This is a genomic window from Bacillus sp. B-jedd (assembly GCF_000821085.1).
In the GTDB taxonomy this organism is placed as follows: domain Bacteria; phylum Bacillota; class Bacilli; order Bacillales; family Cytobacillaceae; genus Bacillus_D.
In genome coordinates this window covers 464,254-480,651 of record NZ_CCXR01000001.1, presented here as the reverse complement: position 1 = coordinate 480,651, position 16,398 = coordinate 464,254, and the positions used below count along the sequence as shown (strand labels likewise).

Genomic DNA, 16,398 nt, shown 5'->3' with positions numbered 1-16,398 from the left:
TATTTTGCTTCTCAAATGAAGCACAGGAATCGACCCCCGCTTCATTCTATGCTTCTCCACAAATAGAGGGAGGCGTAGCTGAGGTAGGGTTCCCAGCCGGTTTTGTATTGTTCCATTTCTAGTTGTGTGGGTTTGCGTTCGAGTTGGTATAGTTTTTTAAGTGCGTTTTGGATGCCGATGTCCCCCATTGGAAATAGGTTCTGGCGGCCGAGTCCGAATAGCAGGAAGTTTTGGATTGTCCAGGCGCCAATGCCGCGGATTTTGATGAGTTTGTCGAAAATGACTTGCTCATCCTCCTGCTTGAGCTCCTCCAAGTCCAGTCCACCTTCTGTGACTGCTTTGGCGATATCAATAACATACTCCGCTTTCCTGCCGCTGAATTGCAGGTCCCTTAGTTCTTCGACCGTCAGCATAGCAACCGTTTCCGGATCCGGATAAAACCAGGCGCCGTCTTTTTCAAAACCATACTTTTTGACGAATCGTTCTGTCAGCTTAATGGCAAAGGCCATATTGAGCTGCTGGTGGATAATACATTTCAAAAGGCAGCCGAACGGGTCGAAGTCGAGAATGAGCGGTGTTCCGATATGTTCTTCGAAGATGGCATTGAGGTCAGTTTTGCCAAAATGATGATGAATATCCTTTAACGGCACTTCCCATTGGAATACTTCCGCAAGCCGTTTGATGATGCGTTCTTTATCGCCACTTTGCGCTTCAACACTGAATCCTGGCTGTTCAGTAGTACCGGTTGCGGTCACTTTGGCGGTAAACGGTTCGCCGTCCAGCCGAATCGGTACTGTGATCGTCCTTTTTTCCAGGTCAAGCGCATTGAGCGGGTCCATCGAAAGCCGGTCAAGGACCATGTCAAAATTATAAGGGCCGTCTATTTGAATCATTTCCTGCCACACAATGGTTTCCCCTTTGTCATTTTTCCTGATTATAGCATGTTTTTAGCGGATGGCATAAAGCCAGACAGTTTCAGGTTTGTTTAATCTGTTGCGCATATTGATATTGTCATCCTGTCACCGCCATTGGTACAATGATGGTAAATATTAACTAATGAAGAACTTTATTTGGGGGGTTAAAAAGATTTTCAGTATAAATTCCAGAAGGAATAGAGTACTTGTTTTACTGTCGCCGCTATTCATCATTGGCACCGTCCACCTTACCACTTCAACTAGCCACACTCACCTTTCTGACAATGCCTGGATCATGACCGCATTAACCTATTGGGGCCTATCCGGATTGATGATAGCCTTATTCATTTCAAAGCTAGAACTTAAGGGGTGGTTGAAAAACCCTGTTTTCAGCCGGAAGTGGCTAGTCATTGGATTATTGATAGGGATTTTCCCGGCACTGGGCATCCTACTTCCTAACCTGAAGCTGCTCGCGGACTATCCGGTGATTACACTGTTTTTATTTCTAGTTGCACTTATAAACCCTCTTTTCGAAGAAGGGTATTGGCGGGGACTGCTATTGGATGCCGGCAAGGATTATCCCCGCTGGGCAATTATTTTATATTCCACTTTCTTTTTCGTATTGAGCCATCCGTTAATGTGGGGAGTCTTCTCAATCGCCAACCGATCCGTTCAGATGTACATCACTTTGTTTATAATGGGGATTGTTTGGTAATTAATCCGTTATAAAACTGACAGCCTGCGTTGGCCGATCATTTCCCACATGCTTGTGGATGTTGGGAATTTGTCCGTGTTTGTGTTTTTAAATCTTTATATACCGCCTGGGATGTAGCAAAAGGGACACTGCCATGGTACAGTGTCCCTCAAATTATTTTTGACTTCCTGTTAGTTTCGCGCCAAGTTTATTTTTGCCAAAACTTATCCTACCTAGACTACCTACTTCACATCCACGACTATCTCGCCGAAATAGGTATTGCCTATCGAAATTTCCAATCTCCAAATCCCCGGTTTGGATAATGACATATTGGAGGGCATAGAGCTGTCCGATCCTCTAACGCCATTCGGACTGTAGCTTAATTCTCCATAAGACCAAACCTTTTTCACATTCTGGGCACCTGCGTTTTCAACCAATGCCATTTCTTTTTCACCGGTTTCTTTGTGAATCGCAACTACTTGGAAGTTTCCGCCTTCAATAGTCTTTTCGTCTCCCCAAAAATGCCATAGCCATTTGTTGACTTTTCCAGATTCAAAATTCGGGCCAATTAGCCCAACTTTTCCTTCCTCTCCAAGCAAGTAATCTCCCTCGGTAGATTTAAATTCTGTGGACAGTTCCCAACTGTTTGATTTCCCCGCTGCTTGAATGATTTTCTCAGGTTTTGAACTAACCTTCGTTTCCTCATTCTCTGAACACCCAGCCAGAAAGATAGCAACGAGTAACAACATAAGGGGAAGCGTTCTTTTCACTTCTTTCCTCTCCTTTATATTGGTTCGATTGGCACCGCCGTTCTATTTCCCGCCTCAATAATCACTACATTTTCCAGCTTTCCCAATGCAGCTTTCTCCACTTCAATGACAAAGGTTCTTGGAGTTGCATTTTCATCCATCCACCCCTATTCCTCTTTCACATCAAGGTTTTTATAAAATTCGTCGACAATTGGGTGGATATCCGGTTCTGTATAATAATAATGCCCATCCACTTCATTTAAAGTGAATTGAAGGGTTCGTTTGTCTTTTTCATACAGATTGATTGAATATCGCCAGCCAACGCGTTTCTCCTGATTCTCCTCTGGAATGAACTTTATCTCATTGATTGTGTTCAGGAACTTATCAATCATAGCTTTGTCCGTAATCTTCTTCTTATATCCCGTGCTGCCGTCCCATATGACGATTTTCGAAACTTCGTCCAAGTCTTTCCCATAAAATTCGGGAAGGGTTTTGGTTTCCAGTCCGCAGCCAGCAAGCATGAGTGCCATGGCTGTTCCGACTAAAATACGAAGGATGATCCCTACAGGCTTCCGCTTTGCATGATCCTTTCCCATAAAATCCTCCTATTTGGGTATTTGTCTTCTTTTTGAAAAAGATGAAAAAAGCGCATCAATCTTTACGACTAATGCGCTTTTTCAAGCTCAATCCACTTCCGGCCGGGCATCAAAGAAACTAAGAAGCAACGTCAACCCAGCAGCTATGCCGAAAAGGCCTGAATTCCCCATTGCAATCATCAATAACTGGGCAAGTGAGTGTTCCCACATAGCCGGCCCGCCCCCTCCGTACTCAAAAGTAGCGACTAAAGGAAGTAGGATGGCAAGAACGAAGCAGGGAACCGCTGCAAACCATAATAATCCGTGATTAATTTTGATAGACCACTTTTTAATGAGTACTAAAGAAAGATAAAGGCCGAAAATAATCGAACTGAAAAATTTTGCCCAAATAAGCGGCGTTAAATTAAACGTTCCGCTTGAATCGTTCTTCACTACATTTTCATAGTCAAAAGCAAATTTCGATATAATGACTAAGCCGGCGACCCAGAGTAGATACATCAAATATTTCTTCCCGCGTTGCTTTTGCAAAAAAATCACCCCATACTAAAATATGCCTTTATGGCTGGGTTCTGAATCGCCAATTCTCACTGGTTAATTCTCAGGATAATTATTAGTCACTTTAACATTATTTTCATTCAGCTTTTCCAGGATATACGCTTCGACATTCCTCAGGTTTGCCTTATAAGGAATCGTGATATGCTTTCCATCCGCAGTTATGAATTCGTAGTGATCCAAAAACACACTGCTGTCGTCCTTTCTTTCCTCATAGACCTGCTTCACTTCTTTTAAACTGCCCCAATCATATGTGTCTGTTTTATTGAAGGTTTTCAGTTCATTATAATGAAGCCCTGCATTATCTATGTAGTAATAATGAGTGGCACCGAGCAGGAAAAACGGGATGCTAAGCGCGATGACCGCTAACGAAATCCACCTCATGAATTTCAAGTTATGTTTGGACTGAATGATAACATGAAGGATCATCACAATCGGAATCAAGATCATCCCGATCATAAAGGTCACATAGCCGGAGCCCGGTGCTTCAAACAGCCATTGATCCCTTGTTTGAAAAAAAGAATTATGGATTAGAAAAACAATTACATACGGCATGAAAAAACTGCTTACAAATAGGATGATGGCCCAAACAATCATGAATACAGGCCGTCTTTCTGATGCTGCAACTAAATTACTCATCATTTCCCCCTTGGTTTTATATCCCTTATACTATTTTTTCTCTATGTACTTTTTAACCATGCTGGCAATAGTGAAAATTCCAATCTTCCTGGCACCCCCTACTGTAACTGAAAATTTCGCCAACTTAATTTTACCATATCTTTAACATATATTGGGTATTTTTAAATACTCAGATGGGTTGAACTTAGTTATTACATCATTTGATAAAAAGAACTGGTTGATTGGAGCTCAGGCATGTAGACTCCTGCGGGATAGAGCAGCAAGGGGAGACCCCGCAGGAGCAACGCGACGAGGAGGCTCCACTGATGCCCCGCGGAAAGCGAAATGCCCGGAGCGGAACTGGTTGATTGGAGCTCAGGCATGTAGACTCCTGCGGGATAGAGCAGCAAGGGGAGACCCCGCAGGAGCAACGCGACGAGGAGGCTCCACTGATGCCCCGCGGAAAGCGAAATGCCCGGAGCGGAAATCAACCACCTCGTTCCCGTTTGAATACCTATCTTTTTACAACCAATAAAAAATGGACCCTATTGCTAAGGTCCATTTCCTTTAAGATTTCTTTTGCTTCATCAAATGGTCAATGCTTTTGAATTTGTATCCTTTTGCTTTAAGATCAATAATCACTTTTTCAAGCGCATCGGCATTGTCCTTTGAGACGGTGTGTAAAAGAATAACGGCGCCGGGATGGATTTGCCTCATGATATTGTCATAGGAATATTGCCAGCCTCGTTGAGCGTTGACGTTCCAGTCGACAAATGCCAGTGACCAGAATACATGGGTATAGCCTGCTTCTTTGCTAACCGCCATTGACCTGTCGCTGAAGGTTCCCCTCGGCGGACGGACATAAGCCATTTTCTTTTTACCCGTCAGTTCCTCGTAACCGGCACGGACTTTCTCAAGTTCTTCTTTAATTTGCGCGTCGGGAATTTTCGTGAAGTCGGGATGTCCCCATGAATGGTTGCCGACGATGTGGCCTTCCGTCACCATCCGCTCGACATATTCCGGTGCGCTGTCGAGATAATGGCCGGTGACGAAAAAGGCTGCTGGCACCTTTTCTTTTTTGAGTACATCGAGAACTTTGCCGGTATAGCCATTTTCATATCCATTGTCAAAAGTAAGATAGATAATTTTCTCGCCTGGATTTCCTTTGTAGACAGCACCATGTTTGTCGAGAAGCGTTTCGAATTGCCAGCCTGCATCTGCCGGCTGTTCGTTTTGCCCGCGTTTAAATCCCCAGCCGAAAGGGGTATTTGATGTTTCGCCCTTGGCCAAGCCTGGAATCATCGTCAAGACTAAACAGACCGACAGCAAAAAAATATATAAATTTTTCATCGATGGATTCCTCCAAAAAACTCATTTTTCTTAGTGTGGGGAATCCTTCTCGATAATAATGATGGCAATATTTTCTCCAAAAACGGACTTTTCTCCGGCATTGAGCATTTCCCGGGAAATTCCGCCAAATTAATGCACGAGATTACTTACAGGCGGGTCGGGTCCTCAATTCTCATGGAATCCACTTCGCCGCAGTTGGCGCAGCATGTAATCAACATGGATGTCCCAAGCGAAAAGACAGCTCCGGGTTTCCTAACCTTGTCATAGCCTGAATTGCCGATTTTGCCAATTTTCATCTCCGTGTGTCCACATTTTTTGCACATGAATGGTTCATTTAAATGATTGGCCATTAAGCTTCCTCCTATTAAAAGAGGTGCGGAAAACAGTTATTCCGCACCTCTTTGCTGTCTTATTTAAACACCGGCTCCTTGAACTGCGCCAGTTTTTCTAAAGATGATTTGTCGACGTCTGCGTGCAGGCTGTTTCCGTGTGAGTCCATGGTTACGACAGCAGTAAATCCTTCAACCTTTAAATGCCACATCGCTTCTGGAATCCCGAATTGCATCAAGTCGACGCCTTCGACTGATTTAATGCAGTCCGCGTAATATTGCGCTGCTCCTCCGATGGCATTCAGATAAACTCCGCCATGTTCCTTAAGCGCGGCAAGGGTTTTCGGGCCCATTCCGCCTTTTCCGATTACCGCGCGAATGCCAAATTTCTTCATAATATCGCCTTGGTACGGCTCTTCGCGGATACTCGTTGTCGGGCCGGCTGCTTTCACGTGCCACTTCCCATCCCCATCCTTCAGCATGACAGGGCCGCAATGGTAGATGACCTGCCCGTCCAAATCGACCGGCGACTCATTGGTCGACAAATATTTATGAATCGCATCACGGCCTGTATACATCATGCCGGTGATTTTGACAACATCGCCCACCTTCAGGGTGCGAATCTGTTCTTCTGTAATCGGTGCCTGGAGTGTGATGACTCCTTCAGAGGCAGCGGCGGTTTCCTGTTGGGCAAGCGCTTCGTCCTGCCTGAAGTCAATCATCTCGCCCTCCTGGTACATCCAGTCAATAATATCACCTGTTTCAGGATGCACATTGACTCCGAGACGACGGAATGCCCAGCAATTATAGGCTACTGATACGAAGAAACTGGCAGGAATCCTGTTCATGACGCCAATTTTGCAGCCAAGAAGAGTTGTTTCTCCGCCAAAGCCCATCGTCCCAATGCCAAGTTTATTTGCATTTTCAATCACGTATTCTTCAAGCTTGCGAAGGTCTTCATTCGGATTTACGTCGTCATTGGAACGGAAAAGCTGTTCTTTCGCGAGATCGTAGCCAGATGAACGGTCACCGCCGATACCGACGCCGATAAAGCCTGCTGAGCAGCCCTGCCCCTGCGCCTGGTAGACGGAATGCATGATGCATTTACGGATGCCATCCAGATCGCGTCCTGCGCGGCCAAGTCCCTCTAGTTCGCAAGGAAGGCTATATTGGATATTTTTATTTTCACAGCCGCCGCCTTTCAGGATCAGGCGGACATCGATGTAGTCTTTCTCCCATTGTTCGAACTTAATAACGGGCGTTCCGCCGCCAAGGTTGTCCCCGCTGTTTTCTCCTGTTAGCGAGTCGACCGAGTTCGGGCGCAGCTTTCCGTCTTTTGTCGCCTGAGCGATGGCGGCTTGTATCGCTGCTTTCATTTCGATTTGATTGGCACCGACTGGAGTTTTGATTTTGAAAGTCGGCAGCCCTGTGTCCTGGCAAATCGGCGAAACCTGTTCGTCCGCCATTTTAATATTGTTCGTAATAGTCGCAAGGCTCATTGCCGAACGTGTCCCGGCGTTTTCCCGCTCCGCCGCGGCCTTGATTGCCCGCCGGACATCCTTCGGCAGCTTCGTTGATGTTTCAACAATTAATTTGTACATGCTTTCCTGAAATTTTTCTATGTTCACTGTCTTCTCCCCCTTGTTTCCAACAGTTCCAGTGTGAATTTTGAAACAATTCCATCCTTGTTCATTATACTGCTAACTTGCGGGGGATTAAAGATAAAAGCGCTTTCGGAATCGAACATTTTGCCGGTTATTTTTGCAAAAATAAAACCCCGCTCTCGGCGGGGTTTACATGTCGCGGTGATTGAACTCGCGTACTTTTAATTCAATTTCGTCAATGATTTCAAGCAGGCGGTCGATGTCGTCAACGTCCGCTTCTTCCGGTTCAATCGCGTCAAGCAGGTCCATGAACATGTTCAGCCGCTGTTTCAGGAAGGTAACCTGCGTGTCTTTGTCGTTAATGTCTTTGCCCAAGTGGTTCGCTCCTTTCGTCTCGTTTACCATCCTACCCGAAAACGAAGAGTTTTTCTAGTCGTATTATTCCACACCAGGCAAAAAATCAATCCCAATTGCAGTGCCTTCCCGGCTTGAATCCGCCGCTCCGTACATTTCTCCTGTTTCCTGATTGAACTGGATTGCCTGAACGTTGCCAATGATATGCGGGTCATCGCCAAACTCAAAGTTCATTGATTCAAGCTTCCCTTTTGCCAGCGGGTCAATCCCTTGCTCCCAGGACAGCAGCATGCCGGGCGTCGAAAATATCCGTGGTTCCTCAATCGCATCCTTCAAATCCATCCCGAAATCGACGATATTCACAATCGTCTGGAAAACGGATGCGATAATGGTCGGTCCACCCGGGGAGCCGAGCGTCAATACCGGCTTGCCGTCCTTAAACAAAACGGTCGGACATTTACAGCTGACGGGGCGTTTTCCTGGTTCAGGCTCGTTCACCCCTCCCGGAACCGCGTCGAAGTCAGTCAATTCGTTGTTCAGTAGGAATCCATAACCCGGCACCATGATGCCTGAGCCAAAAGGATGCTCAACCGTTGACGTACATGCCGCGATATTCCCCCACCGGTCCGTGACGGTAAAATGCGTTGTTTCCGACCTTTCCGACTCCTTCGGCTGCCTGATGACCGGCCTGCCTTTACCTTCCTGGTACTTCCATGGATTGCCGAAATCAATGTCCGGATTGCGGAACTCGAAATTAATATATTTCAGCCTTTCCGCCAAATAACGTTCATCACCAAGTCCTTTAAGCGGAATATCATTGAATTTCGGATCGGCGATATAAGCAATTTTATCTGAAAAAGCAAGGCGCATGATTTCAACAAACAAATAGTATTTTTCCCACGACTTCGGTCCGTAGGAAGCCAAGTCAAAGTTCTCTAGCAACTTTAATATATATAGCAGACTTTGGCCTCCGGCAGTCGGAGGGCTTGCTGATGCAATCTCATAACCTTTGTACGTTCCGCGAATAGGTTCATCAACCGTATGACGGTAATTTTTGAGGTCGTCCATCGTCATGAAACCGCCGAGGCCTTGCAAAGTGTTGACGATCGCTTCAGCGATTTCTCCTTCGTAGAACGCATCAACACCTTCTTTTTGCAAAATACGGAACGTTTTTGCCAGATGAGGCTTCTTCAGCAATTGCCCTTCTTCGAACTTATCTCCTTCCGCAAAAAAGAAATTCCGTGCTTCATCACCAAGCCTGTAGCCGAAGTCATCAAGTGAATTAAGGATAACCCAATTAAGCGGGATCCCTTCCTCACAAGCCTGGGCAGCTGGCTCAATCAAGTCAGCGAGCGGCTTGCTCCCATATTCTTTGAGCGCAGCATCCATTGCTTTCAGGATTCCCGGTATGCCAACCGCTGTCGCATGGGTTGACCGCTCCCTGAAAGGTATCACTTCCCCATTCTCATCAAGGAACATATCTGGATGCGCACCAGCTGGGGCTTCAGAATGCCCATCGAAAATTTTTATATCCCCGCTATCCTTGTGGTAGACCATCATAAAGCCTGAACCGCCGATGCCGGTCATCATCGGCTCACCGACATTCAGCGCAAACTGAATCGCAACAGCCGCATCTATCGCATTGCCGCCTTCCTCAAGGATTTTCGCGCCAATCTCCGTGGCGAGCGGATGGGCGGTTGCAACCATTCCATATTTCCCTTTCGCCGTTTCTCTTTCTATACAACATCTTTTCGTCCGTGGCAAAATCTTCGACCCCTCTCTTCGTTCATCTCTTCTAAAAGACAAATACCCGCAGTTCGTTTTATCGAAACTGGACGGTGCTGCCAGAGGCGAAAGAAACTGGGGAATGAGCCCTTTTAATGGAAAAAATACTGGAATGCGTCCATTTAATTTGTTACGTTTACCTTAAGGACATTTATAGTAGAGGAGAAAATGACTTGGGTTCTCGAATTATGCATGGAATCATTGCTAACCTGATTGCGGAGCAGCTTAACATAAATGACTTTCCGTCTTTTTTGCTTGGGGGGATTGCTCCTGATGCCGTTTCACCATCAGAGAAATCGCATTTTTTTAGAGGAGATGTTAGCGACTATTCGCGAAGGATTGGCTATGGGGAATTTTTGCAAAAATATCGTGCCTTGCAAAGCAGCCCTTTTATCCAGGGTTATTACGCCCACTTGATCGCGGATGAAGTTTGGTTGAGCGGTTTTTATCTGCCTTGGCTGAGGAACAGGCTGGAAGCCGACCCTGGAATGCTTCAGTTGTACCACGAGGATTTCTGCCTTCTAAACGGGCAGCTGCTTGAGCATTTCGGGGTTAAGCAGCAACTTAACGAAGCGTTGCAGGCTGACGGGTGGGCCATCGACCTTGAAGAGGTAAATTCCCGCGATGTCGCCGAATTCATTCCTTATGTCTTGGGTGATTTGGAGTATAGCGAAGATAGCCTTGCCGAACCCCTTAAAGTGTTTACGTTTAGCCAAATGATTGGCTATATCGAAACGTCGGTGGACAGAGGGTTGCGGGAGATTAGAAAGTTAGGTTTTTGAGTTGGAAGAGCCTTTGCTTTTGGTGAAAATCCTGGAAAAACAGTTGAATTCTTTCCCCCATATATGTAAAGCCAGCAGGCTTATCACCTGCTGGCTCTTTTATTGCATGGAGGTCTGTTGATTTCCACTCCGGGGACGTGCTTTCCGCGGGGCGGACCGTGGAGCCTCCTCGGCGTCCTAGACGCCTGAGGGGTCTCCACGTGCCGCTTCATCCCGCCGGAGTCAGTCCCCTCTGTTCCAATCAACTTCAATGGAAATTAACATTCAACTTTAACTAAGTTTAGTTATTAAAATTTTTTATCTTTATCGTGTTTTGGTGACTCTTGGCCGCCTGTTGTGTGCTTGCTTTTGTCGTTGGAGTAGCCAAGGCCGCCTGACTTTTCAGATGTGAACGTTGCGTCCCCTGAAGTCAGGTCCATGTTGTCAAGTGACTCGGATGAGTTGCCTAGACCATAATCAGAACTGCTGCTGTCCCCGAGCCCAGAAGTTTCTGAACCCATGCTTCCATAGGAAGATGTGTCGGTTACGGAGCTAGTTCCAGTCAATGATCCGGATGCCTTGCCGAGATACGTGTTGTCTCCAGAATTTGTCGAAGAGCTGTCAGATGATTCAGTGCCTGAGCCAGTTGGCGCAGCGGCTTTCAGCTCAGTACCGGCTTCCGCCACTTTTGAACCGATTTGCTTCACTTCGCCCTTAAAGCCCATCACTGTGTCGAGAGCATCTTTGGAAATATCCTTTACTTCTGTTACTTTGCCGAACAGATCGCTGTTCAGGCGGTCGTACAGTTTTTGTGCGTCAGCGATTGCATCCTTCAGAACATTGGAGGCCTGCTGAAACTGCGTCATCATTTGATCCTTCACTTCAGTTGGGTTTTGCTTTACTTCCGTGAACATGCTCTTAGAGGTGTTTTTCAGGTCTGTCGCTGTTTCCTTCAAGCTGTTGCGTGTTGAAGAATCCAGTAGGGTAAGGACCCCTCCGATGACGCCGCCGATTACGATGCCTTTCAACAGCTTGCTGTTCTTTTCACTATCCGAATAGCTTAAGTTCTGGCTTTGGTTGTTATCGTACTCGTTCATTGTCTATTCCTCCTTCAGTCATTTAAAAGTAAAGTTTAGCCTGTTTGTGTATTTCCCGTTTGTACCTATGGCTAAACAACATCTTGCGAGGGATGGACAATTATTTCCCGCTTATTTCCGACATAAAGCGTCCCGAACAAATCTAAAAAGCGCCGCCCATAGTTTTGAAGGGCGGCACTTCTTTTTGCAAAAAATATTGGCTTTATCTTGGCCGTTCACTCGCGGCAAAACTAAAGGAAACGTAATCCTGTATCGGAATCCAAGCCCCGATTCCTTGGGAAGTGACATTTTTAATAACAAGCGTCTTTTTATTTCCCTTCAGCATGAGATACACCTCGCCATAGGTGATTTTCCCCTTTTCATTGATGGCCGGTGCGTACGCATAAAGATAGCCGAGCCGCTTTCTAGGAATGTTGTAAATCTGGTCTTTTTTCGTCCCGAGCCCGATGACCGTTTCAAACGCAAGCGGCAGATTAGTTTTGCCTGCGGCCTTGGTGAGCATCATTTTCTTCACTTCATCCGCATTCGGAATTTTCGCTGTCAGGCCGCCTTTAATAACCTTCTGGGCTTCCTGGACATAGTGAATCTGGTACGGCTTTTCACCGCCCCTGTTGTCATAGTAGTTTGTATTGATTTTCTGATATTCCCAATTCGGTGATGTTTCCGCGGATTCATAATTTAATGGCCATTGGCCCAAATAGATGATGGCCTTATACCCGAAAGCGAACGGAGTTGCGGAAACTGAAGTTTCATTGAGCATTCTGATTAAATTCGGATTCTCGATTTTCACCCTGGAAGAGTCAATCAGCCTCTTCGCTAGATCACTCGGTTGAAGAAGAGGCTCGTCCTGGTTGGGGTTAGGATAGGTGTTTTCCTTCGTAATGTTCAAAACCCCTTCTGGAATGAGTTTCTTCTTCGGCGCCGTTTTTTCAGCCGAAGCGGGTGAGAAAATAGTCAGAACAAGGGCAAACACAATAAAAATGGCGAATTTTTTTCCCATAAAAAAGAACTCCTTTCATTAAGTGCGTTTGTTTGCACTTATTGTTTTCGGAGTTCAGGAATATTATCCAATTTGTTTATTTCCTGCGGATGCAATCAATCGGTTCAGCAGCTTCTCGAAAGGAGGATAAAAGATTTGAATGACCGGCCCGATGGCAAAAGTAATAATGAGTGTGCCAATTCCAATCGGCCCGCTGAAAATCAGCGCGAGCACCAGGGCGATTAATTCCCCGATTGTTTTCGCTGTCATGATGCTTACATTCAGCCTCTTTTTGATTCCCATCATTAAATTATCGATTGGAATGAGCGGGAATTTTGCCTGTAAATAAATCGCCGCCCCCAAGCCAATCACGACAATGCCGGCGAGGAACATTCCCAGCTTATCTTTCAGGCCGGCTGGTTCAAAGCCGCCGAGGGCGAGGAACATCCACATATCAATGAGCGTGCCAGTGGCTAGTATAATCCCAATGGCAAGCAGCTCCGGCTTGCTTTGATGAAGGAATGCATTCACGACGATCAGAATTGCGCCGACAATCATGACCCAGCGTCCGATGGACAAGCCGATTTTGTTTGATAATCCAACATTCAGGGCGTCCCATGCTCCAGCACCAAAGTCCGCAACAATTGTCATGCAAACCCCAAAAGTCAAAATCATTAATCCGATAAAGAAAAACATAAAACGATAAAATAACGCCATGGCGGTCTCCTTACTATATGTTAGTTCCCTTCCTACAGCGATTCCTAGCCCGAATAGTGAGGCACTGGAACTTTCCTCCGATATAAATAATCTGAATGTTTACAAAAATTAAATAATGGTGTATACTGATTTTAATTTAGTAAAAGGAGGGCAGATCAACTCGCTGGCAAACTTTATTAAAGGAGGCGGGGATACACTAATTTATGTTAGCTGAATTTGATTTTACCATATTAAGCATGAAGGTTGGTGGTTGTTCCCTAAAAAAGCGAATTGATTTATAAGCCTGATTGGATAGCGGCGCATGGGCGAGTACACGCGGCCGGCTAATGAACTTTGTATGAGGATATAGGAATGGCTCCGGAGCAATTGTCCGGAGCCATTTTGTGTGAATATGGATTTTTTCCCTGCCGCTGCATTCTTTATAATAGGAAAAAGCCGATTCCCATTATGAAGTATGCGGCAAGCAGAGTAAGTCCTTCAAACCAGTTCGACTCCCCGTCGTTGGACAAAATGACCATCAAAAGGACGGCGGAAGACATCGCCACAAGTTCAGGCAGGCTGAATACGAGCGGCATCGATGTTTCAAATAAAAGCGAAACAAGAACGAGTACCGGCGCGACGAACATCGCAATCTGCAGCGTCGAGCCAATCGCGATTTCAACCGAAATATCCATTTTGTTTTTCCATGCAAAAAGAAGTGCCGATGCGTGCTCGGCTGCGTTACCAACAATCGCGACGATAATGATCCCGATAAACAGTTCGGTCCAGCCGAACGATTCCGCGACGATTTCAAAGGTGTGGACAAGACTTTCCGAAACATAAGCAACGGCAATTGTCGCCAGCGCTAAGACCAAAATGGCTTTTTTCTTGCTCCATTCCGGCTCCTCATGCTCCTCCTCATTCCCGCCTTCCTTCTGATAGACGCCCCGATGGGTAACTAGCTTGAAGAAAAGTGCGGCAAGATAAAGAACAATCAGGATTATGGAAATCCCGACACTTAAAGAGATGGTCTTTGTCTCGTTCATCCCCATTGAAAAGACTTCAGGAATAACAAAGGCGACCAGGATCGCAAAAATAAGCAGGCCCGAATTATGGCGCGCATCATAAATGCTGAATGACTGGCGCTTAAATTTCAGCCCGCCAATAAAGAATGAAAGGCCGGCAACCAAAAGCAGGTTCCCTAGAACCGAGCCCGTCAGTGACGCCAATACAACGCCCGTCAGACCTGCTTTCAACGCGAAAATAGAAATAATCAGCTCAACCGCATTTCCGAACGTTGCATTTAGAAGTCCGCCGACCCGGGGGCCCGCAATGATAGCCAGGCTTTCTGTTGCTCTGCCCATATAACTTGCCAATGCGATGATAGTCAAACAGTAAATCCCGAACATCACGGTGCCCGGCCAGTGAAGCAGGCTTCCGATGACCGAGACAGGAACCCCGACAAAGGTCATAATCATAAATATTTTATTTGCCACAATAATTCCCTCTCCATCTACGTGTAGATTATAATTCTACCTTTACCCGTGTTTCCTCTGTTTATTCTTTGCTTTTCAACTCGAAGGTTTCCTTAATCTCAATACAGCCCTGTACGGAAAGTGCCATTGAACAGTTTTTGCCGACGAGTGCGATGGCCTTTTCGATTTGCTCTTCTTCAAGGTTCTTTCCCGTAATGACAAAATGGATATGGATGGCTTCAATTATATTTATCTCGTCGGGGTTTCGGTCGACTTCGGTATGGATTTCAATATCATCCACTTCTAGCCTCTTTTTCTCAAGGATCGTCCTAAGAATTCCGCCGCTGCAAACAGCAACCGAAGCAGCCATCAATTGGTATGGACGGAAGCCCGCCTGCTCATTTCCTGAAACATCGAGCCGGCCAAACGGCAGCTCTGAATAAAAACCTTCTTCCTTCATTTTAAAGATCATCATTATCACCTCATGTTTTAGTTTCTCCTTAAAAAAGAGTACATCAAAATGTTTTTGCGGAAAAGTTTTAACGACTCCCCGCTTGCAAAAATAATGTCGAACCGATACCATCAATTTTAATGATTCTAGTAAACCGAGGTTTTATTTATGAAAAAAACTCCTGCTGCCCACTTTTGGATTCTAGTCAGCACGGTCGGCATCTCGGGCATTTCACAGGGGATGCTCCTTCCGCTTATCGCAATCATTTTTGAGCATGACGGCCTTTCTTCCTCCCTGAACGGAGTGAACGCAACCGCGCTTTATATCGGCATATTGCTTGCCTCGCCTTTTATGGAAGCGCCTTTAAGGCGGTTTGGCTATAAACCAATTATTCTAGCAGGCGGCCTTAGTGTTGCTGTTGCGCTAGCTCTTTTCCCGGTCTGGAAAAGCTTTTGGTTTTGGTTCATGCTGCGCTTTTTAATCGGCGTCGGCGACCATATGCTACATTTTGGCGCCCAGACTTGGATTACCGCTTCATCTCCTGAGAATCGGCGCGGCCGGAATATTTCACTGTACGGCCTTTTCTTTGGGATCGGATTCGCCATCGGCCCGCTGTTGACGAGGCTCGTGGAAATCAATGAGGCTCTGCCATTTATCGTTTCATCCATCCTGTCGGTGATCTCCTGGCTGTTTGTATGGCTGCTCAGAAACGATTCACCAGAGGATGACGGCGCTTCAGGCTCCTATCTCGGGACCTTTTCCCGTTTTAGGCAGGTTTTAAAAATCGCCTGGGTTTCATTGCTCCCGCCGCTTGGGTATGGATTCCTTGAGGCTTCTTTGAACGGAAACTTTCCTGTCCTTGCTTTAAGGAATGGCCTCGATATTTCCGCCGTCTCCATTATTTTGCCCGCTTTTGCCCTCGGGGGAATTATTTTTCAGTTTCCGCTCGGCATCATGAGCGACAGGTTCGGAAGGCGGAACGTCCTGATGGGCATCATGCTCAGCGGGTTCGTCTGCTTTATCGCTGCAGGACTGTTCCATACTAGCACTACCGGCCTGCTCATCTGCTTCTTCCTAGCCGGGATGGCAGTCGGCACGACGTTTTCACTTGGCATCAGCTATATGGCCGATTTGCTGCCAAGAAATCTTCTACCAGCAGGCAATCTGATGTGCGGGATTTTCTTCAGCCTCGGCAGCGTAAGCGGCCCTTTCATTGGCGGACTGGCCATCCAATTTACCGAAGGCGCCACGTTTTTTTATATGATTAGCGTGCTGCTGCTCGCGATTTTCCTGGCGCTATATCTCGTTAAACAACCTGGAGCGGCAGCAGAAAATCAAGCCGCATCCTAATTTTCAGGAAATTGTTTTAATCTGGCAGGCTGTTTTCTTTTTAC

Annotated in this window: 19 protein-coding genes; 3 read left to right on the top strand and 16 right to left on the bottom strand. The window is 46.2% G+C overall.

Going from position 1 to position 16,398, the window contains the following annotated elements:
• Window positions 1–41: 41 nt before the first annotated feature.
• Window positions 42–905, bottom strand: a complete 864-nt coding sequence (locus tag BN1002_RS02355) for a DNA-3-methyladenine glycosylase family protein (RefSeq protein ID WP_048823446.1) — start codon at window positions 903–905, stop codon at window positions 42–44.
• Window positions 906–1,056: 151 nt separating this feature from the next.
• Here BN1002_RS02355 and BN1002_RS02350 point away from each other — a divergent pair, with 151 nt between their 5' ends.
• Entirely contained in the window at window positions 1,057–1,629 is a 573-nt protein-coding gene (locus tag BN1002_RS02350) for a CPBP family glutamic-type intramembrane protease (protein WP_082036081.1), read from the top strand.
• A gap of 221 nt (window positions 1,630–1,850) precedes the next feature.
• Here BN1002_RS02350 and BN1002_RS02345 read toward each other — a convergent pair whose 3' ends face one another.
• The 10 genes from BN1002_RS02345 to ggt form a co-directional block, all read right to left on the bottom strand.
• Window positions 1,851–2,378 (bottom strand): hypothetical protein, encoded by a 528-nt coding sequence (locus BN1002_RS02345; RefSeq protein WP_048823444.1) that lies wholly within the window; start codon window positions 2,376–2,378, stop codon window positions 1,851–1,853.
• Window positions 2,379–2,392: 14 nt separating this feature from the next.
• Entirely contained in the window at window positions 2,393–2,518 is a 126-nt protein-coding gene (locus BN1002_RS24335) for a hypothetical protein (protein ID WP_269429780.1), read from the bottom strand.
• A 6-nt stretch (window positions 2,519–2,524) separates the two neighbouring features.
• Entirely contained in the window at window positions 2,525–2,953 is a 429-nt protein-coding gene (locus BN1002_RS02340; RefSeq protein ID WP_231574964.1) for a hypothetical protein, read from the bottom strand.
• Between the two features lie 87 nt (window positions 2,954–3,040).
• Complete coding sequence (locus tag BN1002_RS02335) at window positions 3,041–3,481, bottom strand: hypothetical protein (RefSeq protein WP_048823443.1); 441 nt, start codon at window positions 3,479–3,481, stop codon at window positions 3,041–3,043.
• A 63-nt stretch (window positions 3,482–3,544) separates the two neighbouring features.
• Window positions 3,545–4,144: a hypothetical protein gene (locus tag BN1002_RS02330; RefSeq protein WP_048823442.1), complete on the bottom strand. Its 600-nt coding sequence runs from the start codon at window positions 4,142–4,144 to the stop codon at window positions 3,545–3,547.
• Between the two features lie 546 nt (window positions 4,145–4,690).
• Window positions 4,691–5,473: a delta-lactam-biosynthetic de-N-acetylase gene (gene pdaA / locus BN1002_RS02320; RefSeq protein ID WP_048823440.1), complete on the bottom strand. Its 783-nt coding sequence runs from the start codon at window positions 5,471–5,473 to the stop codon at window positions 4,691–4,693.
• A 146-nt stretch (window positions 5,474–5,619) separates the two neighbouring features.
• Window positions 5,620–5,823, bottom strand: a complete 204-nt coding sequence (locus BN1002_RS02315; protein WP_048823439.1) for a hypothetical protein — start codon at window positions 5,821–5,823, stop codon at window positions 5,620–5,622.
• A gap of 59 nt (window positions 5,824–5,882) precedes the next feature.
• Window positions 5,883–7,430: a fumarate hydratase gene (locus tag BN1002_RS02310; RefSeq protein ID WP_048823438.1), complete on the bottom strand. Its 1,548-nt coding sequence runs from the start codon at window positions 7,428–7,430 to the stop codon at window positions 5,883–5,885.
• Between the two features lie 165 nt (window positions 7,431–7,595).
• On the bottom strand, window positions 7,596–7,781 hold the full coding sequence (locus BN1002_RS02305; RefSeq protein ID WP_048823437.1) for an SE1561 family protein: 186 nt from the start codon (window positions 7,779–7,781) through the stop codon (window positions 7,596–7,598).
• 63 nt (window positions 7,782–7,844) lie between these two features.
• A complete protein-coding gene (ggt, locus tag BN1002_RS02300; RefSeq protein WP_231574963.1) occupies window positions 7,845–9,524 on the bottom strand; it encodes a gamma-glutamyltransferase in 1,680 nt (559 codons plus the stop codon).
• A 194-nt stretch (window positions 9,525–9,718) separates the two neighbouring features.
• Here ggt and BN1002_RS02295 point away from each other — a divergent pair, with 194 nt between their 5' ends.
• Complete coding sequence (locus BN1002_RS02295; protein ID WP_048823435.1) at window positions 9,719–10,327, top strand: hypothetical protein; 609 nt, start codon at window positions 9,719–9,721, stop codon at window positions 10,325–10,327.
• 287 nt (window positions 10,328–10,614) lie between these two features.
• Here the strand turns inward: BN1002_RS02295 and BN1002_RS02290 are convergent, their stop codons facing one another.
• From BN1002_RS02290 to BN1002_RS02270, 5 genes are all read right to left on the bottom strand, one after another.
• Complete coding sequence (locus tag BN1002_RS02290; RefSeq protein ID WP_048823434.1) at window positions 10,615–11,403, bottom strand: hypothetical protein; 789 nt, start codon at window positions 11,401–11,403, stop codon at window positions 10,615–10,617.
• Between the two features lie 202 nt (window positions 11,404–11,605).
• The gene (locus BN1002_RS02285; protein WP_048823433.1) at window positions 11,606–12,403 is read right to left on the bottom strand and encodes a YfkD famly protein; all 798 of its coding nucleotides are present in this window, start codon (window positions 12,401–12,403) and stop codon (window positions 11,606–11,608) included.
• Window positions 12,404–12,466: 63 nt separating this feature from the next.
• Entirely contained in the window at window positions 12,467–13,099 is a 633-nt protein-coding gene (locus BN1002_RS02280) for a YczE/YyaS/YitT family protein (protein ID WP_048823432.1), read from the bottom strand.
• A gap of 419 nt (window positions 13,100–13,518) precedes the next feature.
• Window positions 13,519–14,574, bottom strand: coding sequence for a calcium/proton exchanger (cax, locus tag BN1002_RS02275; protein WP_048823431.1), 1,056 nt, complete (start codon window positions 14,572–14,574; stop codon window positions 13,519–13,521).
• Between the two features lie 61 nt (window positions 14,575–14,635).
• On the bottom strand, window positions 14,636–15,028 hold the full coding sequence (locus tag BN1002_RS02270; protein WP_442853384.1) for an OsmC family protein: 393 nt from the start codon (window positions 15,026–15,028) through the stop codon (window positions 14,636–14,638).
• A gap of 144 nt (window positions 15,029–15,172) precedes the next feature.
• On the opposite strand from BN1002_RS02270, the gene BN1002_RS02265 reads away from it, so the two are divergent.
• The gene (locus tag BN1002_RS02265; protein WP_048823429.1) at window positions 15,173–16,354 is read left to right on the top strand and encodes an MFS transporter; all 1,182 of its coding nucleotides are present in this window, start codon (window positions 15,173–15,175) and stop codon (window positions 16,352–16,354) included.
• Window positions 16,355–16,398: the final 44 nt, after the last annotated feature.